Origin of the sequence: Kosmotoga olearia TBF 19.5.1 (assembly GCF_000023325.1) — a bacterium.
Classification (GTDB): domain Bacteria; phylum Thermotogota; class Thermotogae; order Petrotogales; family Kosmotogaceae; genus Kosmotoga; species Kosmotoga olearia.
This window is the reverse complement of record NC_012785.1, coordinates 1,314,574-1,340,105: the sequence shown is the minus strand read 5'-3', so window position 1 is coordinate 1,340,105 and position 25,532 is coordinate 1,314,574. Positions and strand designations below refer to the sequence as shown.

23 protein-coding genes are annotated in these 25,532 nt (G+C 40.8%); 6 read left to right on the top strand and 17 right to left on the bottom strand.

Going from position 1 to position 25,532, the window contains the following annotated elements:
• Positions 1-389: 389 nt before the first annotated feature.
• Both KOLE_RS06355 and KOLE_RS06350 read left to right on the top strand, forming a co-directional pair.
• On the top strand, positions 390-1,664 hold the full coding sequence (locus tag KOLE_RS06355) for a DNA polymerase Y family protein (RefSeq protein ID WP_015868614.1): 1,275 nt from the start codon (positions 390-392) through the stop codon (positions 1,662-1,664).
• 234 nt (positions 1,665-1,898) lie between these two features.
• Positions 1,899-2,936, top strand: coding sequence for a metallophosphoesterase family protein (locus KOLE_RS06350; protein WP_015868613.1), 1,038 nt, complete (start codon positions 1,899-1,901; stop codon positions 2,934-2,936).
• Between the two features lie 222 nt (positions 2,937-3,158).
• Here the strand turns inward: KOLE_RS06350 and KOLE_RS06345 are convergent, their stop codons facing one another.
• Positions 3,159-4,532, bottom strand: coding sequence for an ATP-binding protein (locus KOLE_RS06345; RefSeq protein ID WP_015868612.1), 1,374 nt, complete (start codon positions 4,530-4,532; stop codon positions 3,159-3,161).
• A gap of 352 nt (positions 4,533-4,884) precedes the next feature.
• Here KOLE_RS06345 and KOLE_RS06340 point away from each other — a divergent pair, with 352 nt between their 5' ends.
• Both KOLE_RS06340 and KOLE_RS06335 read left to right on the top strand, forming a co-directional pair.
• A complete protein-coding gene (locus KOLE_RS06340) occupies positions 4,885-5,163 on the top strand; it encodes a hypothetical protein (protein WP_015868611.1) in 279 nt (92 codons plus the stop codon).
• The gene (locus KOLE_RS06335) at positions 5,147-5,428 is read left to right on the top strand and encodes a type II toxin-antitoxin system RelE family toxin (RefSeq protein ID WP_148208002.1); all 282 of its coding nucleotides are present in this window, start codon (positions 5,147-5,149) and stop codon (positions 5,426-5,428) included. The genes KOLE_RS06340 and KOLE_RS06335 overlap by 17 nt, the downstream gene beginning before the upstream one ends.
• A 479-nt stretch (positions 5,429-5,907) precedes the next feature.
• Here the strand turns inward: KOLE_RS06335 and KOLE_RS06330 are convergent, their stop codons facing one another.
• The 9 genes from KOLE_RS06330 to KOLE_RS06285 all read right to left on the bottom strand — a co-directional run bounded on the left by KOLE_RS06330 (position 5,908) and on the right by KOLE_RS06285 (position 16,247).
• Entirely contained in the window at positions 5,908-7,188 is a 1,281-nt protein-coding gene (locus KOLE_RS06330; RefSeq protein WP_015868609.1) for an ArsB/NhaD family transporter, read from the bottom strand.
• Between the two features lie 539 nt (positions 7,189-7,727).
• Positions 7,728-8,489 carry a nucleoside phosphorylase gene (locus KOLE_RS06325; protein WP_015868608.1) on the bottom strand — a complete coding sequence of 254 codons (762 nt, stop codon included), beginning with the start codon at positions 8,487-8,489 and terminating at the stop codon, positions 7,728-7,730.
• A 45-nt stretch (positions 8,490-8,534) separates the two neighbouring features.
• A complete protein-coding gene (locus tag KOLE_RS06320; RefSeq protein WP_015868607.1) occupies positions 8,535-9,458 on the bottom strand; it encodes a nucleoside hydrolase in 924 nt (307 codons plus the stop codon).
• An 18-nt stretch (positions 9,459-9,476) separates the two neighbouring features.
• Positions 9,477-10,400, bottom strand: coding sequence for an ABC transporter permease (locus tag KOLE_RS06315; RefSeq protein ID WP_015868606.1), 924 nt, complete (start codon positions 10,398-10,400; stop codon positions 9,477-9,479).
• The gene (locus KOLE_RS06310; RefSeq protein ID WP_015868605.1) at positions 10,397-11,557 is read right to left on the bottom strand and encodes an ABC transporter permease; all 1,161 of its coding nucleotides are present in this window, start codon (positions 11,555-11,557) and stop codon (positions 10,397-10,399) included. Before KOLE_RS06310 ends, KOLE_RS06315 begins: the two co-directional genes overlap by 4 nt.
• Positions 11,554-13,104, bottom strand: coding sequence for an ABC transporter ATP-binding protein (locus KOLE_RS06305; protein ID WP_015868604.1), 1,551 nt, complete (start codon positions 13,102-13,104; stop codon positions 11,554-11,556). Before KOLE_RS06305 ends, KOLE_RS06310 begins: the two co-directional genes overlap by 4 nt.
• Positions 13,105-13,177: 73 nt before the next feature.
• Entirely contained in the window at positions 13,178-14,260 is a 1,083-nt protein-coding gene (locus KOLE_RS06300) for a BMP family ABC transporter substrate-binding protein (RefSeq protein WP_015868603.1), read from the bottom strand.
• Between the two features lie 686 nt (positions 14,261-14,946).
• A complete protein-coding gene (bcp, locus tag KOLE_RS06290) occupies positions 14,947-15,423 on the bottom strand; it encodes a thioredoxin-dependent thiol peroxidase (protein WP_015868602.1) in 477 nt (158 codons plus the stop codon).
• 50 nt (positions 15,424-15,473) lie between these two features.
• Positions 15,474-16,247, bottom strand: coding sequence for a transglutaminase-like domain-containing protein (locus tag KOLE_RS06285; protein WP_015868601.1), 774 nt, complete (start codon positions 16,245-16,247; stop codon positions 15,474-15,476).
• A 179-nt stretch (positions 16,248-16,426) separates the two neighbouring features.
• Here KOLE_RS06285 and KOLE_RS06280 point away from each other — a divergent pair, with 179 nt between their 5' ends.
• Positions 16,427-16,870, top strand: a complete 444-nt coding sequence (locus KOLE_RS06280; RefSeq protein WP_015868600.1) for a GNAT family N-acetyltransferase — start codon at positions 16,427-16,429, stop codon at positions 16,868-16,870.
• A 110-nt stretch (positions 16,871-16,980) separates the two neighbouring features.
• Here the strand turns inward: KOLE_RS06280 and sfsA are convergent, their stop codons facing one another.
• The 3 genes from sfsA to KOLE_RS06265 form a co-directional block, all read right to left on the bottom strand.
• A complete protein-coding gene (sfsA, locus tag KOLE_RS06275; RefSeq protein WP_158303012.1) occupies positions 16,981-17,742 on the bottom strand; it encodes a DNA/RNA nuclease SfsA in 762 nt (253 codons plus the stop codon).
• A 163-nt stretch (positions 17,743-17,905) separates the two neighbouring features.
• Positions 17,906-19,177, bottom strand: a complete 1,272-nt coding sequence (gene ltrA / locus KOLE_RS06270) for a group II intron reverse transcriptase/maturase (RefSeq protein ID WP_015868598.1) — start codon at positions 19,175-19,177, stop codon at positions 17,906-17,908.
• A gap of 1,241 nt (positions 19,178-20,418) precedes the next feature.
• Complete coding sequence (locus KOLE_RS06265) at positions 20,419-20,550, bottom strand: desulfoferrodoxin FeS4 iron-binding domain-containing protein (protein ID WP_015868596.1); 132 nt, start codon at positions 20,548-20,550, stop codon at positions 20,419-20,421.
• A gap of 123 nt (positions 20,551-20,673) precedes the next feature.
• On the opposite strand from KOLE_RS06265, the gene KOLE_RS11180 reads away from it, so the two are divergent.
• The gene (locus KOLE_RS11180; protein ID WP_015868595.1) at positions 20,674-21,336 is read left to right on the top strand and encodes a GNAT family N-acetyltransferase; all 663 of its coding nucleotides are present in this window, start codon (positions 20,674-20,676) and stop codon (positions 21,334-21,336) included.
• A 206-nt stretch (positions 21,337-21,542) separates the two neighbouring features.
• Here KOLE_RS11180 and KOLE_RS06255 read toward each other — a convergent pair whose 3' ends face one another.
• The 4 genes from KOLE_RS06255 to KOLE_RS06240 form a co-directional block, all read right to left on the bottom strand.
• Complete coding sequence (locus KOLE_RS06255) at positions 21,543-21,977, bottom strand: type II secretion system protein (RefSeq protein ID WP_015868594.1); 435 nt, start codon at positions 21,975-21,977, stop codon at positions 21,543-21,545.
• Between the two features lie 307 nt (positions 21,978-22,284).
• A complete protein-coding gene (locus KOLE_RS06250; RefSeq protein ID WP_237697556.1) occupies positions 22,285-23,292 on the bottom strand; it encodes an IS3 family transposase in 1,008 nt (335 codons plus the stop codon).
• On the bottom strand, positions 23,214-23,591 hold the full coding sequence (locus tag KOLE_RS11750; protein ID WP_015868591.1) for a helix-turn-helix domain-containing protein: 378 nt from the start codon (positions 23,589-23,591) through the stop codon (positions 23,214-23,216). The genes KOLE_RS06250 and KOLE_RS11750 overlap by 79 nt, the downstream gene beginning before the upstream one ends.
• Before the next feature lie 659 nt (positions 23,592-24,250).
• Positions 24,251-25,381, bottom strand: a complete 1,131-nt coding sequence (locus KOLE_RS06240) for an MFS transporter (protein WP_015868590.1) — start codon at positions 25,379-25,381, stop codon at positions 24,251-24,253.
• Between the last annotated feature and the right edge of the window lie 151 nt (positions 25,382-25,532).

The following is a 25,532-nucleotide window of genomic DNA, read 5'->3' as shown; positions in this document are numbered from 1 at the left end:
ATTATCCTGCCCAAGAAGTTTTTTACCAGGGGTAGGGGGTCAATTTTCTATGGCCATATACACAATATAGGTATTTCAATGTATGCTACATATAATCCAACATAATTGAACTTCTTTTTGCTGCCACGTTAAATATCGCCATATTTCCTTTCCAATGTACTGTACAACATGATTCGATTAGACTTTGGCAAGGTCATTTAAATGTGATATACTTTTTTATACCTCAATAGTCGTAGTAGGTGAAAGAATGTATTCTGAAGGAAGGCCTATAAAAGTCATAGTTTGTTTTGAAAAAGGTTTTTTCTTTCCCATCTATTTCGTACTCAATGACAGAAAAATTCGAATAGAAAAGGTTGTATACGTCTGGAAAGAACGTAGGGGGGATTATCGTGTCTATAAATTCTCAGTTAGGGCTTCGAGGAATATCCACATTCTCGAATATAAAGAATTTGACAAACAGTGGTATTACCACGAAAGTCAGTACTGGTAAGTCACGAAAGTCAATTCCCTACATCGCACACGTCGATATGGACGCTTTTTTTGCCAGTGTGGAACAAGCCTCCAATCCTTATCTTAAGGGCAAACCAATCATTGTGACTGGAAAAGATACAAGGCATTCTGTGGTCGTTTCGGCAAGTTACGAAGCTAAAAAATACGGAGTTAAAGCGGGTATGCCTGCCTTTAAGGCCTTAGAAATATGTCCGAAAGCTTTATTTGTGCCTGTTGATAGTGGCAAATACACATACGTATCCGAAGAAATTATGAAACGCCTTGAATTCATATCTCCAAGATATTCTGTAGCGAGTATCGATGAAGCATTTATTGATTTATCCGTATATCATAGTTTGTCTGATTCTATAAATGCTTTGAAGCTTTTTAGAACCTCTATCGAGAAAACCTTCGGGATTTCTTTTTCAATAGGTGTTGCAGTAAACCCTTTAATTGCCAAAATCGCGAGTGATTTTAATAAGCCACGGGGATTTGTCGTGGTTAAAGAGGGATCAGAAAAGGCTTTTTTGCAGAATGTCGATATATCTCAGGTTCCGGGTATTGGACCACACACGCTGATGAAATTAGAAAACTTTGGTTTTAAAAAAGCCTCTGAATTATTAGAAGCAGATGAGTTTTTCCTTTACCACAATTTTGGAAATTCTTTCCTGGGGCTCGTTAAATCACTTACCGTTAAAAATTATCCAAAAGAATTGTTTTTTAAAAAAGAACCACCAAAATCTGTGGGGCATTCGATGACTCTCAATCATGATGTAAATTCAATAGAACTTATCGAAAGGGTCGCAAGTTTTCTCGGCGCGAAAGCTGTTTACAGAATGAGAAAATACGGATACCAGGCAAGAGGAACCAGTCTGTTTTTAAAATACAGCGATTTCAGCGTTGCCAGAATCACGAGAAGTCTTTCCTTTTATATTTCACGCCCGGAACACTTGAACAATGTTCTTTACTGGTTGATAAGAGAAATATGGAACGGTGAAGCCGTAAGGGCAGTAGGGGTTTCTCTTTACAAACTTAAGCCTGTAAATAAAAACGTATATCAAGAAAACTTATTTAAAAAAGAAAAAGACACGGTCGAAGTCGTTCTCAATCTCCAGAATCATTTCGGAGAGTACTCAATTTTCCCTGCTTCCATTCTCGCCGTCGCTAGTATTTGAGTTATTCTCCGATCAGACGCTGGGAACGGCTGTCGCCGTTGATGGTGGGAGTTACCTAACGGCAACTGACGCTGGGCGGAGCATAGCTTCGGATGCTTGGAACCACTTCGTGGTTGAGGTATAAAGAGTGCAAGAAAATGGGGACAGTCCACTGCGGTACAGTCCCCATTTTCTTTGTTTTGTACTGTAAAATAAGGACAGTAGGAGCATTAAATATTGAAAGGGAGATTGGGTATGAAAATGTTGTTTGCCATACTATTTTTTGTTGCGATTTCCATGACATTGCTGGCTGTTGTTATCACATCACCTGCTACAAATACTGTTCAGTTTAGCTGGTACACTACAACTCCGGTTGTATGTAATTTGTATGTCTATAATGAACACTTTTCCAAAGAAGTGTTTGAATCCAAACCTTCGAAGTTTCATGTACTGACTGTATCCGATTTGAGCCCGGATGTTTCTTACAAATATCGTATTGAATGTGAATCTTCTACCGACTATGTTCTGGAAGGTAATTTTTCTATTCCTTTTAATCCTGGTAATCACCTTAGGTTCGTTGTTTACGGAGATTCACGAAGTAATCCGAAAATACATTTAAGAGTCACCAAGGTCATTTCTTCAAAGGAGCCTCTTTTTGTATTGCACACAGGTGATATTGTATATTCAGACAGCCGTATTAACGATTGGGCAGATTTCTTCAAAGCGACAGAACCTTTGAGTAATGTTTTGTTTTTTCCAGCGATTGGTAACCATGAAAAAGCAGCCGAAAATTACAAAACTTTCTTTTCTCTCCCAGGAAACGAGTCATATTATTCTTTCAAAATTGGAGAATTGTTATTCATTGTGCTAAATACAAATGAACGTTTTGACAGGTATTCCGAACAGTACAAATGGTTGAAGTCTTTGGTAATGACCAATTCCGCTAAATTTACCATTGTAATGTTTCATCATCCGCCTTTCAGTTACAGCTCACATGGGGACTCTTATTTTGTGAAAACTATTCTTGTTCCTCTGTTTGAAAAATATGGCGTTGATCTTGTTCTTTCTGGTCATGATCATAACTACCAGCGCATTGAACACAATGGTCTCACATACATCGTAATAGGTGGTGGTGGAGCTTCTCCTTATGGCATTAAAGATCCTTCAGGTCCGGTAGCAAGCTTCGAAGGATATCACTTCGTTCTCTTTGAATATGATAATGGCAAACTAAAAGGCACCTGTTATGACATAAAGGGCCAGGAAATCGACAGCTTTTTTGTTTTCCCACGGTAAACACGCTTCGCGTGGGTACGACTGGCTAATGCCAGTGGTGCGAACTCCTGATAAGAATCCGAGAATCCGAGAGTCCGAGAGTCCGAGAACCGAGATAGCCGCTGCGCGGCGGAAAGCAGCTACGCTGCGAAGTGCTGGACTATGTCCAGGAGGCTTGTGAGACTGTCAATTGGTGGAGCGACGTTTGCAAAGCTGTGTGCAGAAAAACCTTTTTCAAACAGATCAACCAACAGATAAAACTGCCAGGAATAGGGACACCGGGATGCGTTTGACAGGCGATGATAAATCCAGCGTTTTTTTGGTAAGTAAGATACCTTTCCCAAAAGCTTTTGTGATTGTAACGGCGTCTCCTTTTGATATGTTGTTCTTGTATTTTACTTCTATCGGTATGTTTTTTACCAAATAATCTACTTCGTTTCCAGTCTGAGAATACCAGAACCCTACGTTTTCTAACATATAACTGCCTTCTGAAAGGTTGTTTTCGTATCTTATCAGGAGTTCTTTTCCTACTAATTGTTCAATTAATTCAGGAATTTTGGTAGACACTCCTAACTTTTCCTGAATTACTGTGTTCAAGAAGGAATCCCACAGGTAAAACTTTTTCTGTTTAAGGGGTTTTATTGTATGTTTGTTTTTATCGAGAAAGTGAATTACAAATCCTAGGTAGTTTGACGTAATGGCTTCAAGATAACGTTGGACGGTTTTTGTGTCCAGTTCTACTTCTGAACCAACGGAGTTCCATGAAAGCCTTGAACCGATTCGGCCTACAAGATACTTTATTATCTTCCTTAATGTGATTCTATTCAATCCAACTTTTTCAATGTCACCTACCATGATATCCCAAAATACGTTGACAAGCTGTTCCAGGGATTCTTCTTGAATCGTTTTTTCAACAACTACGGGAATGCCGCCAGACAAAAGGAATCTATCAAAAATCGGGTTAATTTCGTTCTCAAGTATTTTAAAGTCAAAGGTATATTTTTCATTTAGAGTAAGCAGTTCATCCAGAGAAAACAATGGCAGGCTTTTGAAACCAATGATTTCAAGGTATTCTCTGAATGTTACCGGCAAAAGTACTTTATCTGGCTCGACAACATTGCCTCTTCGCCCCGGCATGCGCTCAGCCCCTCTTTTAATGTCCAGTGCTGAGGAGCCAGATAGTATCATAAGGTCGTTTCTCAGGATAGTGTTGTCCCTCAATTCTTTTATGGCACGTTGCCAACCTTTTACATAGGAGATCTCGTCTATGAAAATATACCTTTTCTTATATTCTCTGGCATAGTTCAAGTATTCTAAAAGAACTTCCTTCAGCTCTTTGAAATCAGCCACAGTATCGGAGGGTAAGAACATTATGCTTTTTCCGGGGACATTCTTTTTTAGCAACTCAGCTATCGTTATCTTAATGGCGGTGGATTTCCCGATCTGTCTCATTCCCCTTAATGTGTAGAGAGCATTTGAAGATAAATCGAAAAGGTTAGAATAATCCCTTTTGAAACGAGCGTTTTCATACTGCTCAGTCAGTTTTTTAACGAGTGTATCCATATTAATAGAACTATTCCACCATGGGTTGTACATTATAATTTCAGAAATTGGCATAATCACACCTCATATATGTATGATATTTGTGGTACACGCACCATAAATTCGGCACATGTTTATTATATCATTTCAAAATCGAGAAAGCGAAAGCGGGTAAACACGCTGCGCGTGGGTGCGACTGGCTAATGCCAGTGGTGCGAACTCCTGATAAGAATCCGAGAATCCGAGAATCCGAGAACCGAGAGAGCCGCTGCGCTGCTGGTGAGCACGCTAGCGCGTGGGTAAGCTTGGCTTCGCCAAGGGTAAGCCCGGCTGCGTCGGGGGTGTAAGCTCCCGAGAAATCGTTAGTCAATTTTGTGAAATATGTTATAATATACACACTATGTGTATATGTAAAGAAGGTGATGGCATGAATGAGACAAAAGAACGACACAATATAATGATGAGACCTTCAACCTGGAAAGTTCTCAATGAATTGAAAAGAATATTGGGAAAAAGCGCAAGTGAAATCATTGAACGTTCCCTGTGGAAATTCATAGAATCAGAAGGGTACAATTCCCTGTATTTCAAGATCATGTCAACTGTTGAGCCTTGTGATGATGAAGAAAACGCTGAACTAACCAAAATTCTCGATGCAATGACAAAAGAAGATCTGGAGATAGCAGATGGGCATGAGTTACAGGATTGAATTCACAACAGCAGCACAAAAAGAATACAATAAGTTAGACAGAACTGTTCAAAAAAGAATCGACAAAGCGTTTTTGAATCTCATAGATCACTATAATGGGGATAAAAATGTGCCCCGCCCCGATGTGAAGATCTTGACAGGCAAGTATTATGGTCTATTAAGATTGAGGGTTGGGGATTACCGTGTTATATTCAAGCTTCAGAATAATACCTTCGTTATTCTTGTTATTCATATAATCAAGCGTGGAGATGCTTATAAGAAGTGAAAGATGCTGTGTCTGGCTTCGCCGGTGATACGAACTCCTGATAAGAATCCGAGAATCCGAGAGTCCGAGAAAGCTGCTTTGCAGCAGGGACACGAATCCCTTCGGGATTGATACGAACTCCTGCGGAGTTGTTGCGAACCACTTCGTGGTTGTCTCGAACTGCTTCGCAGTTGACACGCGCCTTCGGCGGAAAGAACCAAAAGCGGGGATAGGGTCTGGAGTCTAGGGTATAGAGAAAACATCGAGAGTCTGAGAAGCCGAGAAGGCGAGAGGGCCGCTATGCGGCGAAAGTGCTGAGCTGCGCTCAGGAGGCTCACGACGTTGACGCTCACGAGGTTGAGGCTCGCAGACGCTGATAAAAAGCCGAGAACCGAAATCCGAGAACCGAGAAGGCGAGATCCGAGAGATCAAGAATGATAGATCCTGAATCAAGTTCAGGATGATAGTCAAGCTTAAAAGATGAGATTCTACAAGATTTTTTACTTAGATACTATGAAGAGCCCAAATATGTATATCAACCCAATTACAAGACTTATAGCCACAGGGGCTATCATCCAACGTAAATATTCTCTAAAACCGAAAGAACGTCCAATCTCTTTTTCTAAATAGGTTACAGCTACTATATTTTGTACTGCTCCCAATGGTGTTAAGCTTGTAGCTAAGTTTCCACTTAATGCAAAAGACCACCAAATTATTGTTGGGAAACCAGCTCCTACCAATATTTTGAGAACGGGACCAAATATGAGCGCAGCTGGAACGTTGTTTAATATTGGAACACTAATCGCGGCTAGTATGAAGGGCGTTAGCAATATCATTAGCTGGTTATTCATCACTGATTTCAATCCTTCAGCAATCAGACTCGTAATTCCTACTGACTCAAGAGCATAAGAGGTGATATACAAGCCCGCAAAGAAAAATAGCATATCCCAGTCTATCTTGGCAGCGACATATTCAAAATCTTTTTTGTTTACCACAAGAAGGAAAACACCACCCAAAAGCGCGATATAGGAAAGGTCAACATCAATCAGATTATGAATAACAAAAAGAACAATTACCGTAAGAAATACCGCAAGAGACATTTTCATCATTTTTTTGTCATTTATTGCTCTTCCTTCATCCATTTCACTAAGCCTTCTAATTTTACTCACAACAGACTCGTCCACTTTAATGAATCTTTTGAAATAAAGCATCACTGCTATAAAAGCAAATATAGAAGCTGGACCAAGTTTTATGATGAAATCGTTGAAGGAAAAACCGCTTATTGAGCCAAGGACTAAATTAAATGGACTACCTATCAAGGTGGCCCCACCCCCAATATTATCGATCACCAATGTCAACACTATTAAAGGTACTGGATCCATCCCAAGCATATCCGCTATCAAAAACATCATTGGAGCCATGACGATTATAGTAACCACGTTATCAAGAAAGGCCGAAGTTAATGCCACAACGATCATCAAAAGGGTCAATGTGAAATAAAAACGCTCTCCGCCAAACTTTATCACCTTTATCGAGAAATATTCGAAAAAACCTGAAGTATTTAAAAAGGCAACAATTATCATCATACCTAGCAAAAGGCCCAGGGTGTCTAGATCAACCACCTTGCTGATGTTTTCAGGATCAAGCCCTTCTACTAGTTTTAATGCCGCAATAACCAGTGATAGCCCAAAGACGACAACAGCTTTGTTCTTTTTACCAAAAATGATGAATCCATACACAATAACCACAATCACTAAAGTTATCAACACATTTATATCCATGTCGCTTCTATCTCCTTATCTTGGTAATATATCAAAATCAGATAACTTCTAACAATTATCCATTCTATCAAATAGAACTGAAGAATATGAAATTTGAAAGTAGAAAATAATAGAGTTAGCACTTCTGATAAAAACACGAGAATCCGAGAGTCCGAGAAGGCGAGAGGGCCGCTATGCGGCGAAAGTGCTGAGCTGCGCTCAGGCTATGCGTTCCTTCGGAACGGCTTTGCGCCTGCGGCGGAAAGCAGCTACGCTGTGAAGTACTTGACTACGTCTTGAAAGCTTCAGACGCTGTCATTCTTTAGAAGTCAACGGATACCTGTCATTCTGGAGATGTCTTATCCAGAATCCTAACCCGCCACTGTCATTCTGGAAATGTTTTATCCAGAATCTTATTTTCTTAAGTACGAGATCCTGAATCAAGTTCAGGATGACAACCAAGTTCACAAGTGAAAAAAGGGGACAGTCCACAATGGGACTGTCCCCTTTTTCTACGGCCTTTCAGGGGAAAAATCTATCGACCTTATACGCACATCACATTACGCATTACCTTTATCTTTTTCTATCAACAATTCAATTGCTTTTATTGCTATTTGTATGGATTTTTCCAATCCTTTTTCATATTCTTCTCCTGCTTGCTTTACATAAGCCCCATCTTCACCCAATTCTTCTCTTACGGTTAAGATTGCACCGGTTCTTAAGTTATGTACATTTCCTAAAATATATAAAGCAGACACTTCCATTTCAACCGCTAATGTATGTGCTCTTACGAATAAATCCACTTCTTCAGCAGCTTTTTTGGAATTGAAGAATCTTCCATAGTATGAATCGGTGGAAAGTACAACGCCTAAATGATGCGGATTGCCGATTATTCCAGCAGCCTCTTTCAGAGCTGAAATTACATCAAAATGTCCAACCGCAGGGAATGATTTTGGTAAATAATAATCCATAGTTCCGTCGCCTCTAATTGCGGCTGTTGGAACTATTGAATCACCGAGTTTCAGATTTGGTTGCATAGCTCCTGTTGTCCCTATCCGGATGTATGTATGAACACCCAAAGTTTTTAGCTCTTCTACACCTATTGACATACACGGTGCTCCCATTCCCGTGGACATTACAGATACCTTTTCTCCGTTCAAATAGCCTGTCATTGTAAAATATTCTCTGTTGTCTCCAACGACCTCTGCATTTTCCAAATACTTTGCAATTCTTTTTACTCTTCCCCTATCCCCTGGTAATAAAACGTATTTTCCTACTTTTTCTGGATCGTCTATTCTTATGTGGTATCTTGGATCTTCCATGGTTTCACCTCTCTCCTTTCTTTTAGAATAGAATTTAGAATTAAATTAATTGTATTTCTTTAAATTATCAAAAAGTATTTCAATGAACTTCTCTCTATCAACCTTCAGCGCCCATTTTGAATTCGGGGCCTCCAGGTGCCAATAATCGACAACTGTTTCACCGTATGTTAATTCACCTTTTGTTTCTACCTGGGCATAAAATTCATCGAATTCGAATATATCCGGGTTTATTAAATAGGCTATGGTACATGGATCATGCAAAGGAGCCCCTTCTATTTTAAATATATCGTAATACGTTTGGTGGAAGAATTCTAATAACAATCCCATTTTAGAAGTTATTTCGGATCTAAAATTCTGCATCTCTTTTATCTCTTTCATATATATTTTTGCCTGGTGAGTCACGTCGAGCGGGAAAACAGTTAAATTGAATCCCGCGTTGAAAACTATTTGCGCAGCTTCAGGATCGGCGTATATATTGAATTCAGCCCTTGGAGTTACGTTTCCAAACTTTATTCCCCCACCCATAATTACCAATTCTTTCACTTTGGAAACTAAATGAGGATAGTTAAGAACAAATTTAGCTATGTTTGTTAGCGGTCCGACAGCTACGAATGTAATTTCATTGGGGAATTTTTCAACAGTTTCTGCCATAAACTCCAAGTAATTCTTTTCTTCAGCTTTTTTAGTAGGTAGTGGAAGATTTGCTCCTTCCAAACCACTTTCACCATGAATATCTGGAGCCACAATTTGCTTTCTCAACAATGGTTTTGAAGATCCTCTAAATACTGGCACATCCAGCTTTGCCATTTCCGCCAAAATAAGGGCATTTCTTGTTGTATTCTCTATATATGAATTACCGGCTACAGATACTATACCTAGTAATTCAATCTCTTCTGCGATTCCTGCCAGCAATATAGCGACAGCATCATCGTGACCAGGATCACAATCCAAAATAATCTTACGTTTCATACCCACACCACCTTATATTCAGAAGAATTTGATTTTTCCTTCTCTTAGTTTGTTCCACGCATAGAATGCCAGAGCGCCGACTGTTATTAAGAAGGGCATTGATTGTGTTATTTCGTATGGTATGTTCAAGAACTGTAGCGAGAACGAAAGAGCTTCTGAAAATCCAAACAATAATGAGCCTAATGCCACACCGTACGCAGATGTTCCTCCTAACGCCTGTGCAGCTAATGCGATAAAGCCTCTACCTGCTGTCATGTCTCTTGCAAACCAGGAAACATAACCCATTGAAAGGAATATTCCGCCCAAACTTGCCAGAAGTCCGCTTATTATGAGCGCTATAAATTGTGTTTTAAATACGGAAATACCAACGGATTTTGCTGCTTCTGGAGATTCACCAACGGAGCGTATTCTCAATCCTAAAGGTGTTTTGTACAACATATACTGAATTACAAAAACAAGGATAATTGCCACATAGGTCAAGATATGATGGCCGCTCAATATTCTTCCGATTCCCGGGATATCCTGAATGAAAGGGATATCTAAGTTAGGCAATACTTGAGATTTTAATGATGCGGAAGATCCCTTATCTCCAGTTAAAAGGTACAGCGCAAATATTGTTCCTCCACTTGCAAATATGTTCAAGGCTATTGCTGCCATTATTATGTCTGTTTTTAGTTTTAAGGAGAAGTAAGCTAATATAGAGGACATAATAACGCCCATTAATAGAGCCCCAATAACAGATAACCATAAATTTTGAGTAAAGCCACTTATTACCACACCAACAAAAGCTGAAAATAACATGGTTCCTTCAAGGGCTATGTTAGGTGTTCCGGCTAGATCTGCAACAAGTGCTCCTAGCGCAGCTAATAATATAGGCGTTGTGACTCTCGTTCCCGCTGCAACAAATTCCCACGAAAAAATGGCACTCAGTGCGCTATTCATTCGACATCACCACCTGCAACTGCCACGTTATTTGGTTCATTTGCCTTTGCTTCTTTTTCAATAGCTTTTTGACGTAACCTCGATAAGAACGCTTCTGCGGTTACAAGCAATATTATCGTAGCCTGTAATATGGAAACTATTTCCGGTGGGATATTCGTGTATCTTCCCATAGTTTTAGCTCCAACCCTTATATAAGAAAGGAAGAGAGCAGCAATCGGTACAAAAAGCGGATTATTTCTTGCTAATGTTGCAATAATGATTCCATCCCATCCATAACCTGGTGAAAAGAGCCATAAAAATCTACCGTGATATCCTATCAATTCTATAATGCCGGCCATCCCGGCAATTGCACCACTAACTACCTGAACCTGGAAAATCGTTCTTGAAGTGTTTATTCCAGAATAGTATGCGAAATTTTTGTTGTTACCAATCAATCTAACCTTGTATCCCCAGGTTGTTCTTTTTACTATGAACCATAACAAGAAGCTCATAACCAGAGCGATTATTATTCCAATATGCCATCTATATCTTGAGTTGATCAGGAATAACATGGATGTTTCTTTGTAAGGTAGTGAAACAAGCTGTCCAGCATTTGGGTCTCTAAGAAAAACTTTTATGATAAACAATCCCATGTATAATGCAACATAGTTCATCATCAAGGAGGTAACAAGTTCCGATGCGTTTAATTTTGATTTCATTATTGCTGGAACAGAAGCCCACGCAGCACCGGTTAATGAAGCCAGTAATATTACAACAATAGGATGTATTATAGGTATTGCTGGAAAATATATCGCGGCAAAACTTGCAACTGCGGCACCGATGAACAATTGTCCTTCTGCACCGATATTAAATTGTTTCGCCGTGAAAACAAGTGAAACAGCCAAACCTGTAATTATTATTGGAACACTTTCATTCATCCATTGTATAAATCCCCTTAAGTTAAAAAGGACTTTCCCGCGCCTTTCTTTCACAAGAGGAGAAGTAAGGAATACTTTGAACGCCTTGTTTGCTGCTTGGAAAGCCTCTTTTAATTTTTCACCTAAAGGCATATCTCCCTTAGGCATGCTTGTAAAGAATATTAATAAGTATCCCAATAACAAAGCAATAGCGATCGCTAGAATAGTCCTATATACTTCATATCTTTTTATGTTTTTCATAGCGAATCACCCATTTCATCAATATTCATCTTTTTTATCCCAAGCATATATTCGCCCAGTATTGTTTCGTTAATTTTGGAGATATCCTTGAAATGTGCAACAAATTCCCCATGATACATAACCAGTATTCTATCTGATACTTCCAGTAATTCTGTCAAGTCTGCAGAAATCAACAATACGGCCACGTTGTTATCTCTTTCTTTTATAAGCCTTCTTCTTATAAAGTCTGCTGCCGCAACATCTATACCTCTTGTTGGTTGATCCGCTATTATGATTTTGGAATCAGAGGTGAATTCTCTTGCAACAACAACCTTTTGTATATTTCCTCCAGAGAGCATTTTAACAGCCGTTTTGGGCCCATCTGTCCTTATATCGAATTCCGAAATCAATTTTTCCGCACTTCTGGTTATATCTTTATAAGATAAAATACCTCGTTTTGAAAAAGGCTCTTTTTCAAATCTATCGCTGATCAGGTTTTCTTCAATAGAGTTTTCTCCGGAAATCCCCCATTTCATACGATCTGAGGGAATAAAACTCATTCCTGATTTTCTGAAAGCTTCCGGGCTATCCATGTTTTTCATATTCTTTCCAAATATAAAAATTTCACCTTTTTCCGGTTTGTCCATTCCAGTGATAATATCAACCAATTCATTTTGTCCGTTTCCTTCTACTCCAGCTATGCCAAGGATTTCGCCTTCTCTTAGTTTCAGATTTATTCCTTTAAGCATTTTGACGCCATCTATTCTTGTATAATGTAAATCTTTCACCTCTAAAACTACTTTACCGGGTTTTGCAGGTTCTTTATCTATCTTCAGCTCAACATCTCTTCCTACCATCATTCTCGACATGTCTTTTTCAGATACATCTTTTACATTGGCCTCGCCAACTGTTTTACCTCTTCTTAATACGGTGATCCTATCAGCTATTTCTTTGACTTCATTAAGCTTGTGGGTTATGAAAATCACCGTTTTTCCTTTTGCGGTCAGGTTCTTCAAAGCTTTAAAGAGTTCTACGGTTTCCTGTGGGGTCAAAACGGCCGTAGGTTCGTCAAGGATTATTAAATCAGCCCCTCTTACGAGAGTTTTCAAGATCTCTACTCTTTGTTTCATACCAACACTTATATCTTTTATTTTTTCGTGAAGCGGAACAGGTAATCCATATTTATTCATTTCTGTTTCTACGAATTCTGTTGCTTTTTTCAGATCAACAGAAAATCCTTTTGTAGGCTCCATACCAAGAATGACATTTTCTACAACTGTTAATGAAGGAACCAACATAAAATGCTGATGAACCATCCCAATTCCCAATGCAATAGCTTTATCCGGTGAATGGATCTCGACTTCTTTTCCTTCATAGAAGATTTTTCCGGAAGTAGGTCTTTCAAAGCCAAATAAGATTTTCATCAGAGTGCTTTTTCCGGCGCCATTTTCGCCAAGCAATGCGTGGATTTCACCTTTTTTGACTTTTAAGTTAACACCCTTATTCGCAACAACACCATTAGGATAAATTTTCCAGATATCTCTCATCTCAAGAACATAGTCGTTCATCTGGCTCTCACCCTTTACTCTAAAGTAATAGGGGCAAAAAGCCCCTATTTTCAACCTTTATAGCAAATTTTTATTATTTAGGTCTTACAGCATCTCTAATTTTATTCAGTTCTTCATTGCTCATCCCATAAGCTGATGTTACTTTTATATCTCCGCGAATTATAGCCAATTCTAATTCTCTTAGTTTTACCAATATCCATGGATCTGCTTCCATAATTTCTCTGAAGTATGGATTATCTGCCAATCCTACACCACGCTCTTTTAATCCGAGCGCTTCAACTTGTCCAACTGGAAGTTTTCCTTCCAGATACAATTTTACCGCTCTCAACAATGAGTAATCCACATTCTTCAACATTGATGAAAGTGTGTGTTTTACAATGTCCATATCTTTTTCTTCATATAACAACTGCATATCTGAATCAACACCGATTGCCCATCTATCCATTTCTTTAGCTGCCGCCAAAACACCATTTCCTGTTTCTCCAGCTACCGCAAATACAACGTCTGCTCCCTGTCTATACATGGATAAAGTGAATTCTTTACCCTTTGCAGGGTCATTCCAGGCACCTACGTATGATATGGCAACCTTTATGTCTGGATCGATATACAGTGCCCCTTCAATATATCCAACAAGGAAATCATTGATAACTGGAATATCCATTCCACCAAGGAATCCGATAATCTTTTTATCCGGCAATGAGTACTTAAATTTGTCTGATGTAGAAACCATGGCAGCCATGGCACCGGCTAAGAAGGAACCTTCGTTCTGTTTATAAAGTATCGAATATACATTGTCCAAATTACCTTTTGAATAATCCACAGCCGTGTCGAAAATAATATAAGTTGTATCTGGATACATTGGAGCTACTCTTTCAACCAGCTCTACCATTTGCCATGTTCCAACGATAATTATGTCGTACTCACCAAGATCTGATATGTCTTCCAAAGTTGGTCCCCATTCTGAAGGGTTGTAACCCATCTCTATAATTTTAGTTTCAACACCAAGTTGCTCTTCTATCATTTTCATTCCTCTTGCCGCTGAGTCGAAGAAAGATTTGTCGCCCAAAGTACCATTAACAAGTAAAACTGCTTTTACCTTACCGAATAATGTCAATGACATCACGGCAATCAACAAAACAACCAGAATCTTTTTCACAAATATCCCTCCCTTTTTACATGTTTTATCAACCAAGAAAAAGACCAACGGGCTTTTGGTTCATAATCCTTACAATATCCTTTGTTGCAAAATGCGTATTTTAGCTATTTTTTTCCATTATACCTGCAAAAAACAGCAAAAAATAGACCAATATGACAACATAAAAATGGATTACCACCAAAAAAATTATTAGACTCTGTATTTCTCAGTTTTTTGGAAGCTTTCTTTAAATCTGCATAATTCTCCTTTGGATAGCAAGCCAGCGGAGCAAACTGTTTTGCAGCAACGAATCCCTTCGGGATTGACACGAACTCTTTCAGAGTTGTCACGAACTCCTTCGGAGTTGTTTCGAACTGCTGCGCAGTTGACACGCGCCTTCGGCGGAAAGAACCAAAAGCGGGTATAGGGTCTGGGGTATAGGGTATAGAGAAAACATCGAGAGTTCGAGAACCGAGATCCGGTAAGCACGCTAGCGCGTGGGTAAGCTTGGCTGCGCCAAGGGTAAGCTTGACTTTGTCAGGGGTGAGCCAAAGCCGTTGTTGGTTGTGCGTTGTGGGTTGTGCGTGACAATCGAAAATCGAGATTCGAGACCAGAGAAAGCCGCTGCGCGGCTGGTGAGCACGCTAGCGCGTGGGTAAGCTCGGCTTCGTTGAGGGTATGCTCTTCTTCGGAGTGGGTGCAACTTTTCAGCCGCAATTGCTTTTTATGAATTCTAATACTTCCTGGACGTGCCCCTTTACTTTTACCTTTCTATATTCTTTGATTAGAATGCCGTCTTTGTCTATAACAAAGGTGGATCTTTCTGTTCCTATATATTCTTTTCCAAACCTTTTCTTAGGTTTAAGCACGTCGAAGATCTTGTGTACCTTTGCCTCTGGGTCGCTGAGCAGGTGAAAGTTCAAATTCAGTTTCTTTGCAAAATTCATGTGTGATTTGACGCTGTCTTTGCTGACACCCAGTACTATGGTGTTCAGAGCCTCGAAATCCTTTAAATGGTCTCTGAAGTCCTGAGCTTCAAGTGTGCATCCCGGTGTATTATCTTTGGGATAAAAATACAACACAACACACTTGCCGCGAAAAGATGACAGCGTAACGCTTTCACCATTCTCATTTTCTAAAGTAAAATCTGGAACAGGTTTTCCAACTATTGCCTTGCTTTCCATAATCATCCCCCCTTTTCTTCGCTTTGCGAATAATACTGAGCTGAACATGCCTATTTCTTCTGGTATTGAGAAAACATATCTGGATAAAATAGTTTCGGATTTGAAATACCGATATACTCCCCTATTGGATAACGTCTCTGAAACACACGCGGAGGGGTAGCCTCCTTTGGAATCAGCATTATCTTGAGTCCGCTTTTCTTTTCCTCTTCCGTGAAAAACCTTTGATCCACCCGATAGTTAAAATAATACAGATAGGGAGCTATCCACTTTAGATATACACCTTTCTCGGTCCCGGATGAGCCGATAAGTTTCAATCTGCTTCCATTATCAGTAATAGCTGCCTGAAATTCCACCACATTAAGCGGAATCCCATCAAGTTCTGGAATAACATCCCATTGCGGATCGAGAAACACCCATTTTTCATACTCATCCATCCATACCTCAACAGCCACGTGTCCAGCTCCAGAGGTGGCTGTTTCCACATCCTTTCTCATGAGTCCAAGAACTCTTGATGGGAAACTCATAGACCTAGCAACTGCAGCAGTTACAATGGCGTATTCCACACATCTGAAATTCTTTCCTGTTGAGGCCTCTTCAAGCATAGTTAAAGGGTCTTCCCTGGATGGTTCATTATTCCCGTTGTGCTTCCACCTATCGTGAACCCATTTCATCAAACGTTTTAACTTCTCATAATCACTCTGGACACCAGCCACTACTTCATCAAGATGATACTTCTCCCTGAGCTCCATCATTTTCGAACTGTTGAGATCATCCATTTTCACTTCAGGAAGAGAAACAACTTCTTTATAATTCCATTCTAGCAAACGATTTACCCCCTTTTTTGAATCTATCGCGTTTAGAGTATAGCATCCTCTCTAAAAGAGCACTAGTTTACGCTAAATCTATTTTGCAGCCAAAATCAAAATGGAGACAGTCTGCATTTTCTGGTAGCTAAAAAAGTTATAATAAACGATGAAGTACTCAAGTTTTAGGAGATGGTTTTTTGAATATAACGCTAATGACTTTTCCTGGATCTGATAAAGAAAGACTTGCAGAAGCTTTTGAGATAAGGAGAGAAGTTTTTATAGAAGGCCAGGGAATTGCTGAAGCTATTGAAATTGATGGGCTGGATCCTGAGGCTGTACACTTTCTTATAAAGTGTGATGGTAAAGCTGTGGGTACCTGCAGAGTCAGGGAAGTTGAAAATGGGATCTGGAAGTTAGAGCGCTTTTCCATTAGAAAACCTTATCGCGGTATGAAACTGGGAACCAGGCTCTTAGAATTTGTTGAGTCTCAGGCGAGAAATAAAGGTATATACAGAATTATAATGAATGCCCAGCTTTCAGCTTCAGGCTTTTATTTGAAAGCCGGTTATATAAAAGATTCAGAGGAATTCGAAGAGGCAGGGATTATTCACATTAAGATGTATAAAGATTTGACGATTTAGAAACAGCTAACGCCGTTGATGTTTGGAATTGCTGTGCGGCACTCTCGCCCTCTCGAATCTCGGTTCTCGGTCACCGAACTTCGTATCATATTCCAATTGATAACTGTCGGCTATTTTACTTCAGGCCAGAAGCCAGGGAAACTACCTTTTTCGAGTTCTACTCTCAGTTCTCCACAAAATTCCACGTCAATTCCAGGGCTGAATTGAAGTGCTTTGATTTGAACTCCATTTTTTGAAGCCTCATTTAAAGCCTCTGATAGCTCCGGGTCCCTCTCGAAAAAGGGGCTGAATTTCAGTGCATCTTTCCTCACTATCATGAAAAATATCCAGCTGTGAAAGCCTTCAGAATTGAGCCTTATTAGTTCCTTTATGTGCTTTGTCCCCCTTTTCGTGGGAGCGTCGGGAAATCTCGCCGTCCCCTCGGCATCGATGAGATTTACCGATTTTAGTTCGATGTAGTGTTTACCGTTATCACTTTCAATATAAAAATCAAGCCGCCCGTGGTTTACTACGGGTTCTGGTTTTACATACTTAACCTTTCCAAAATGGCGAAGAATTTTTTCATCGATCAACCAGCGAAACAAAAGGTTTGGTAACCGCGAATCCACGCTTACCAAAAGAGGTTCACCGGTGGGAAAGGCTTTGGTCTTTACAAGAAGAAGGTCATGCTCTGTTTTACCACTATTTCTCCTCTTCTCCAGAATTACCTCGTTTCCCGGAAGGAGAAGCTCTTCAAGTCTTCCTGGATCTGGTAGATAAACCTTTTTCTTTTTTCCAGATAGTTCCACAATAGCAGTAAAGCGGTTTGGCCTTTCGATAAATTTCGCGTTCTCAGGTTTTCTGATCCATTTGTATTTTTTCATCTCTTTCATTATATCAGAGCCAGCAGAGCTGTCGAAGTGCTGGACTTCCGTCCAGGACGCTTGCGAGGCTGAGGCTTGCAGACGCTGATAAAAAGCCGAGAATATCGAGTAGGAGAGGGGCAATGCCCCTCGTCCTCTCACAGAACCGTGCGTACGGGTCAACGTACACGGCTCATGGATTGAGTATCGGATTCTCCGACAGTGGTACATGTGAAAGCTTCATATCATACAGCCCTATCTTCTGAAAATATTTGTTAGGCAGTAGTCTACTGACCAATCGCGATCGAGAGCTTCTCCATTTGTTCATTCTTATTCCGGATATTTCGCCTCTGTATCCTTTTTGTCTCATCACCCTGCGTAGTTTCTTTGTCGTTTTCCATTGTCGCAGGATTATGGCTCTCAATCTCCTTCTTATCCAACCCATGAGGTCTCTGAATACGCCCACCCAGTCGATTATTTTGTAGTAATTGCTGAAGCCTCTCAGCAATTGGTTTAGTCGTTTTATTATCTCTCCGATCGGTGTACATTGGTTTCTTCGGGTGAGTGTTTTTGCTTTGGCTTTGAACCTCTTCATTTTCTTTTCCTGGATTCGTATTTTGCCTTTTTGTATGGTGAATCCAAGAAATTCGATTCCATCATCTATCGTGGTTATTCTCGTCTTTTCTTTGTTGACCTTCAATTTCAGCTCTTTTTCCAGTATTCGGATAGCTATTCTCAGATATTTTTCCGCGCTTTTGTAGCTCTTTGCGAAGATTAGTATGTCATCTGCATATCTCACTATCCTTATTCCTCTGGCCATCATTTTCTGGTCAAATTTGTTCAGATAGATGTTGGATAGCAGGGGGCTTATTACTCCGCCCTGTGGACTTCCCATCTCACTGGGTTGGTATTGGTCTGTTATGACTCCACTTTTGAGGAAACTTCTTATTAGTCTCAATATTTTGCCATCGCTTATTCTTTCCGCTACTGCGTCTATCATCTTTTCGTGGTCTAAGGTGTCAAAGCATTGACTAAGGTCTAACTGTACCACGTATTTCATTTTGTATTTGCACGCGAAGGCATAGGCTTTCTCTACTGCCTGGTGTGGATTCCTTCCTTTCCTGTATCCATAACTTGAAGGATGAAATCCTTCCTCAAAGATTGGTTCCATTATTTCTTTCAGCGATTGTTGTACTATTCGATCCTCTACCGTCGGTATCCCGAGCATACGTGTCTTCCCATTTCCTTTCGGGATTTCTACCCTTTTTACCGGTGAAGGCCGGTATTCTCCTTTTCGCAACTTTTCGCTGAGTTTCTTAATCCTTTCCAGAAGGTTTTCTCCATACTCCTGAACCGTTACTCCATCTATCCCAGGTGCTCCGTTGTTCTTCCGCACCTTGTGATATGCTTTGACCAGGTTCGCTTCCAGATAAACTTTGTCAATAAGACTGTAGTACTTCCTCATGTTTCCTCCTGTATGGCCTTCCGGATAAGTCGCATATAACAGAATCGGTTTCTTCTCCCATCCAAAGATTGGATTCTTTACCCCCCCCCCGGGAATCTTCCTATCTTTGCAATGGTTACTTACCTGCCCCGGCTATTCTCAACCGTCGTTAGCATTTCAGCCTCCGTTACGGACTCCTGTTATACTCGCTTCCCTTTGTGCCATTTCCTCAATCCTTCCCCCCTTCGCAAGTAACAGGCCCTTTCGGTTCCTGTTACCCCCATCGCTCAAGGCGATAGTCCCTTCTCCTTTCAGAGAGGTTCAACACTACTACGGGTTCGTCTGCCATCCTCCTCCGCTTCACCAGTCCTTGGGTCTCCCCTTGTTCCGGCTTACCCATTTTGGGACGAGTGAGGACTTCCCCGGGTAAGACATACAGCTTTCATCCGAATCCTGCCATCCAAACCTGTAGAGTTGGAGCTCGGGCTTACCCATTCTCGGCAAGGTTACCCTCTCTACCGGCCAACACTGGTTCACTTTCGTTCAGTTCCAGATTTTGCCTTAGGCTTCCTTCAGATTCACCGTTACCAGTGACACCCTTGCCCTCAGCTAATGCTTATCTCGCTCCCCGCATTCGGGACTTTCACCCTATAGTTGTATGTCATGCCGGGCACACCGAGAAAGCTGCTTTGCAGCAGGGACACGAATCCCTTCGGGATTGATACGAACTCCTGCGGAGTTGTTGCGAACCACTTCGTGGTTGTCTCGAACTGCTTCGCAGTTGACACGCGCCTTCGGCGGAAAGAACCAAAAGCGGGGATAGGGTCTGGAGTCTAGGGTATAGAGAAAACATCGAGAGTCTGAGAAGCCGAAAAGGTGAGAATATAAAATCGTTGTAGGTTGTACGTGACAATCGAGAACCGAGAGAGGCGCTGCGCGGCGGATACGAATCCCTTCGGGATTGTCACGAACTCCTGATAAGAATCCGAGAGTCCGAGAGGGCGAGAAATTCCCTGCTTCGCAGCGGCCGTATTGGGCTTCGCTCAGGCTATGCGTTCCTACGGAACGGCTTTGCGCCTGCGGCGGATTAGAAAATGTCTTATTCCGACTCGAAGGGCCGCATAGCCGCGACGAAGGAGCGCATGTCAACACGCAGTGTGCTAATCCTAGTCCTGACGAAGTCAGCGTGTCGCGCGTGCTCTCCGCGTTGGTACAACTGGCTTCGTCAGTGGTACGAACTCCTTCGGAGTTGGTGTAACCGACTATTTGTCTTCTTTTATCGTCATTGGCTGACCACAACAGACCAATTCGCCGCCTCCAACTTCCTTTACTTCTACAACATTTCCACAAATTTCGCACACGAAAATCTGTCCCTTAGTCGTTACTTTAGGCATTCTCTTTCGCTCCTTTCCCTTAGGCTTAACTTAATTCTAAGATAAACTATATGGAATCCAAAGCTCTGGATAGTATTGGTTTTAGTGCTAACAGGTTATAGAATCTTATTGGGGGGTAACTATATGAAAAATATCGAAATAGCTTTCGGTTTTTTCCAGTATGAAAGAATAAAGATTGCAAAGTTACTTTACGAACCATTTAGCGAAAAAGTAAAACCTATTTTCGGTTCAAAAGAAAAAAGTATTGAAATATACTCAAGATACCTGAAAAGTGACGGGATAATTGTGGCCAGAAAAGACAGAGAAATTTTAGGTGTCGCTGGAATAAAAACCAAGAAAGACAATTGGCTTGAAATCGGCGTCTTAGAAGCTTTAAAAGAATTCGGGATCTCCATATTCAGAGTAGCATTCCTGGGATTGGCGTTAAAAAAGAGTGCTAAAAATGGTCTCCTTTTAGACGTTATAACCGTTGTAAAAGAAGCAAGAGGCAAAGGAATCGGAACAGCGCTTTTGAGTTTCATAATTGATTTTGCAGAAAAAGAAAGATTGCCTATGATCAGGCTCTTTGTAATAGAGCAGAACATTAAAGCGAGAAAATTATACGAAAGGATGGGTTTTAAAATTATAAAATTTCATACCCTGCTCTTTCCATGGAGAAAGATTTTCGGCTTCAAAGGCTCCTTTGAAATGGTGTACAGTCCGAGAAAAATTGGGACAGTCCACCAAAAAACATCGAGAGTCCGAGAACCGAGAGGGCCACTACGCGGCCACGAGAGACGAAGATGAATCAAAGTAAAAAAGGACAGGACAGACTCTAATATTTACAAAAGATACGACTGGCTGACGCCAGTGAGGCGAACTCCTTCGGAGTTGATGCAAACTGCTTCGCAGTTGACATTGCTTAAAATAGGAGCTACAGTCAAAACAGAAAATGGGGACAGTCCACTGCGGTACAGTCCCCATTTTCTGTTATCGGGGTCAATTATATGATATCAATATACTGTGAAGATAAATTCATACCATGCTGTTACGTCGGTTGTATCTGCAGAACCAGGTAGCACATTAAAATAAGAAGGCATTGGTCCATTCCATGCGTCACTCAATATATTCTTAACAATGGTAAAATCAACATCTTCTTTGGTGTACACAATAACATCATAGGTTCCAGGGCTGGTTATATAATATGCGACACCATAGTTGTCAGTATCAATATCTCTTCCAAGCTCATTAATAGATGCTGGAATTTCACCATCAATATAAAGTTTGTTTTCAAAGGCATTGGCAAGTGTTTTCAAGTTCTGCGCAACTTTTGTAGCCTGTGCTTTTTTGATCGCGTTTAACGCAACTGGTGTAATTGTGGCGATCAATGCAGCAATAACCGCTAAAACGATCAAAAGCTCAACGAGTGAAAATCCTCTTTTTCTCACCTACATCCCTCCTTTAAAGAATAGTAGTAGTCTTTGCTTCAATCATCTGTATGCAAAATTGTGCCAATTAGGAGTCGCTATTGGCAATGAAAATAAGAAAATGGAGGTACTCCACTGTGCGCTGCTTCGCAGCGGATATGGAAAATGGGGACAGTCCACCAAAAAAACTTCGAGAGTCCGAGAAAGCTGCTTTGCAGCAGGGACACGAATCCCTTCGGGATTGATACGAACTCCTGCGGAGTTGTTGCGAACCACTTCGTGGTTGTCTCCGGTCTGCCCCCCAATAATGAGACACGGGTTAACGAGATCAAGCTTTAACAGACTGAATCATGGAAATGCTACAGTGTTTCTTAAAGGCTTGTGGTGTCATGTATTTCAAAGAACCATGTGGTCTGAGATTATGATAGAAATCCATGTACACCTGGTATTTTCGGTAAACGTCTTCCGCTCTCTCAAACACATTCATAGCCACAAATTCCCTTTGCACATTCGAATGCTGTGATTCAATAAAGGCCTGGGAATCAGGGTGGTGCTTTATCCCAAATTCCTGGATTATCTCGTTCTTTTCAAAATATTCCCGGGTGTAATTAGCTGTAAACAGGCTTCCATTATCCGTACGGACCAACTGAGGTACCGTTTCCTGGTAAAGCATTGCCCTTCCCAGTGTTCGAGTAAAATCTTTGCACTTGCAACTCTTCCCAAGATATGAACCCACTATTTCCCTTGAATATACATCTATTATGTCCAATAAGGCTATATTCCCTTCCTGTATTGTGGTTATGTACTTAATATCTGCTTCCCACAGTATTCCTGTCCTGTCTATCTCATGCTGGGTTGAGCGCCTAACAGGATGGTGCTGTTTCGGCCAGTATTTCCTGACATATCCCAGCTTCTTTCTCATTCTGTGTACTTTCTTGTGGTTCACTATTATCCCAAATTCATTCAGAAAATACTTGCTGAGCTTCTTGCTTCCTAGCACTTTCAGATAATACTCAGGTTCATATGGATTCACTCTGCTGTATATGCCTTTGAGTAGTTTTTCAAGCTCTTTATCTTCGAACTTTTCACCGTTTGTCTTTAGACAGTAATTGCGCCTTCTACCTGTCTTCGCCTTTTTGAGAAAGAACAAGGGTTTCTTCCTGCGATAGTAACTGCTTCTGGTTATTCCAAAGATTCTCAAAAGATAAGAGGTTGAAAAACCATAACCCATATATGTTTCAGCGAAAAGTTCAACTGCTAGCCTTTTCCAGTTTTTTTTAGAGCTTCTTTTAGCAACCTTATTTCCAATTCTTTCTCTGCTATTATGAGTTTGTATTTCTCGATTTCGTTGAGAACCCCTTTTAGCTCTTTTGGGTCTTTCTTTATCTTGCCGAGCCCTATCTCTTTGTACAGAACAGGTGGTATCTTCGTTGGATCAACAATGAAATCTCCAGCTCTGAGTTTCGGTTCAAAAGCACTTTCTCCCTCCGCTCTGTATTTGTTTATCCAACCCCATAATGTAGAATCCGGTATCCCGTATTCTTCCCTGATTTCTCTTGTGTTTTTGTGACCCTCTTCGTATTCCTTTACCACTTTTAGCTTCAATTCCATTGAATATTGTGCTCTGCCTCTCATCCCTTCGCCCCCTTTTCTTTCATACTATCACTTCGTTATCTCTTGTCCTATTTCTTTAGGGGGTGATTACGTCTCGAACTGCTTCGCAGTTGACACGCGCCTTCGGCGGAAAGAACCAAAAGCGGGGATAGGGTCTGGAGTCTAGGGTATAGAGAAAACATCGAGAGTCTGAGAAGCCGAGAAGGCGAGAGGGCCGCTATGCGGCGAAAGTGCTGAGCTGCGCTCAGGAGGCTCACGACGTTGAGGCTTGCAGACGCTGATAAGAATCCGAGAGTCCGAGAACCGAGATAGCCGCTGCGCGGCGGATGCGAATCCCTTCGGGATTGTTGCGAACCACTTCGTGGTTGTTGCGAACTGCTGCGCAGTTGATGTGCGCCTTCGGCGGAAAGCAGCTACTCTACTGAAGTGCTGGACTACGTCTTGAAAGCTTCAGACGCTGTCATTCTTTAGAAGTCAACGGATACCTGTCATTCTGGAGATGTTTTATCCAGAATCTTATTTTCTTAAGTACGAGATCCTGAATCAAGTTCAGGATGACGAATGTACAAAAGCTCAGTAAGCACGCTACGTGTGAGTGAGCCTCGAAAAACAGGTACAGTCCCCTACGACACAGTCCCTGTTTTCTTCTTTGACGCTCACTTAAATGAAAGCGCTGAAAGTTATGATGTCTTGCGTTTAAATATAAGGAAAATTGCTATGATTGCTCCGGTTACTATAAAACCTGAATAACCCATAATCCTAAAACCCGTTACTGTTTGAAAGTACTCTATGAGATAACCACCGATAATTGACCCAAAAATATATGTCAATCCTGAACTTGTTAGCCAGAAAAGGCTTTGAGCATTGGTCAAGTATTTCTCGGGTAATCTGAAATGTATATAGTTAAAAAGAGCGTAATACATCAAGATGTACGTGAGCCCGTGAAGAGCCTGGGTTAGCAACAAAGGCACCAGTCCCGAGACATAAGTAACCAGCACAACTCTCAAAGCACTTACCAGCATGCCGACTACAAGAACACTGAAATTTCCAAACTTTCTTATGATCTTTTCTGCGAAAAACAGGAAAGGAATCTCTGTAATCGCCATGAAAGAAAAGACAAGTCCTACAACCGATTTATCATAGCCCATTTCTCGAGATAAAACAGGAAAAAAGGTGTTATGAAAACTTCCTAGAGTTACACCGAAGATCATTCCAACAGTCATAAGAACAAAAGTAAACAGATTTCCGTTTCTTATAAACACTGTTTTTGGCTTTTCCTGTATTTTCTTGTTATTCTTTCTTTTTATATTTATCACAATGGGAGCGATAAAAAGGCTGATTGAAGCAACTATAAAATACCAGATGAAACCCCATTTAACCAGATAACTCAAAAGCAGTGCTGTAATAGAAAAACCTATGGTACCGAAGAGTCTGATTTTATCGAAAGTGCCACCGTGCTTTTTTATGGAAGCCATCATAAGTGAATCACCAAGGGGGACAACGGCCGAGAAGAAAAAGGAAAAGGCGGCAATTGAAATGAGGCCAAGAATGAAATTTCTCGAAATGTATATTGGCCAGAATAAAAAGCCCGAAATGAGCGAAACAATTATGAAGGCTTTTTTATCCGTAATCCTTGATCCCACTCTAAACCAGAATGGATTTGAAATCAATGCTACAAGGGGTAGCATAGCCACCAAATAGCCAATCTCCACGGGACTGAAACCCGCGATATCAAAGAATTGGCCAAGCATGCTTCTTGCAGCAAAGCTGGAATATGTAAGTGCTTCAAAGATAAAATCCCAGATAAACAAATCAAACTCCCCTAAAAATGTACGTTTAATAAAGATTATAGACCCATGTGGCTGGAAGTACCATGACCCATCTCTACGTAACGTGATCGGGTAGGAAGGATAGAAGAACAATAAAAAATGTTTAGTAAGTGACAAATTAACAATAAGACAC

Excerpts from the sequence above, each read along its gene's own strand:
- KOLE_RS11180 (WP_015868595.1), top strand. The coding sequence starts at position 20,674 with ATGAAAAATATCGAAATAGCTTTCGGTTTTTTCCAGTATGAAAGAATA.
- ltrA (WP_015868598.1), bottom strand. The coding sequence starts at position 19,177 with ATGAGGAAGTACTACAGTCTTATTGACAAAGTTTATCTGGAAGCGAAC.
- KOLE_RS06320 (WP_015868607.1), bottom strand. The coding sequence starts at position 9,458 with ATGAAACGTAAGATTATTTTGGATTGTGATCCTGGTCACGATGATGCT.
- KOLE_RS06305 (WP_015868604.1), bottom strand. The coding sequence starts at position 13,104 with ATGAACGACTATGTTCTTGAGATGAGAGATATCTGGAAAATTTATCCT.
- KOLE_RS06340 (WP_015868611.1), top strand. The coding sequence starts at position 4,885 with ATGAATGAGACAAAAGAACGACACAATATAATGATGAGACCTTCAACC.
- KOLE_RS06315 (WP_015868606.1), bottom strand. The coding sequence starts at position 10,400 with ATGAATAGCGCACTGAGTGCCATTTTTTCGTGGGAATTTGTTGCAGCG.
- KOLE_RS06325 (WP_015868608.1), bottom strand. The coding sequence starts at position 8,489 with ATGGAAGATCCAAGATACCACATAAGAATAGACGATCCAGAAAAAGTA.
- sfsA (WP_158303012.1), bottom strand. The coding sequence starts at position 17,742 with ATGAAAGAGATGAAAAAATACAAATGGATCAGAAAACCTGAGAACGCG.
- KOLE_RS11750 (WP_015868591.1), bottom strand. The coding sequence starts at position 23,591 with ATGAGAGGCAGAGCACAATATTCAATGGAATTGAAGCTAAAAGTGGTA.
- bcp (WP_015868602.1), bottom strand. The coding sequence starts at position 15,423 with ATGGAAAGCAAGGCAATAGTTGGAAAACCTGTTCCAGATTTTACTTTA.
- KOLE_RS06350 (WP_015868613.1), top strand. The coding sequence starts at position 1,899 with ATGAAAATGTTGTTTGCCATACTATTTTTTGTTGCGATTTCCATGACA.
- KOLE_RS06265 (WP_015868596.1), bottom strand. The coding sequence starts at position 20,550 with ATGCCTAAAGTAACGACTAAGGGACAGATTTTCGTGTGCGAAATTTGT.
- KOLE_RS06345 (WP_015868612.1), bottom strand. The coding sequence starts at position 4,532 with ATGCCAATTTCTGAAATTATAATGTACAACCCATGGTGGAATAGTTCT.
- KOLE_RS06335 (WP_148208002.1), top strand. The coding sequence starts at position 5,147 with ATGAGTTACAGGATTGAATTCACAACAGCAGCACAAAAAGAATACAAT.
- KOLE_RS06310 (WP_015868605.1), bottom strand. The coding sequence starts at position 11,557 with ATGAAAAACATAAAAAGATATGAAGTATATAGGACTATTCTAGCGATC.
- KOLE_RS06330 (WP_015868609.1), bottom strand. The coding sequence starts at position 7,188 with ATGGATATAAATGTGTTGATAACTTTAGTGATTGTGGTTATTGTGTAT.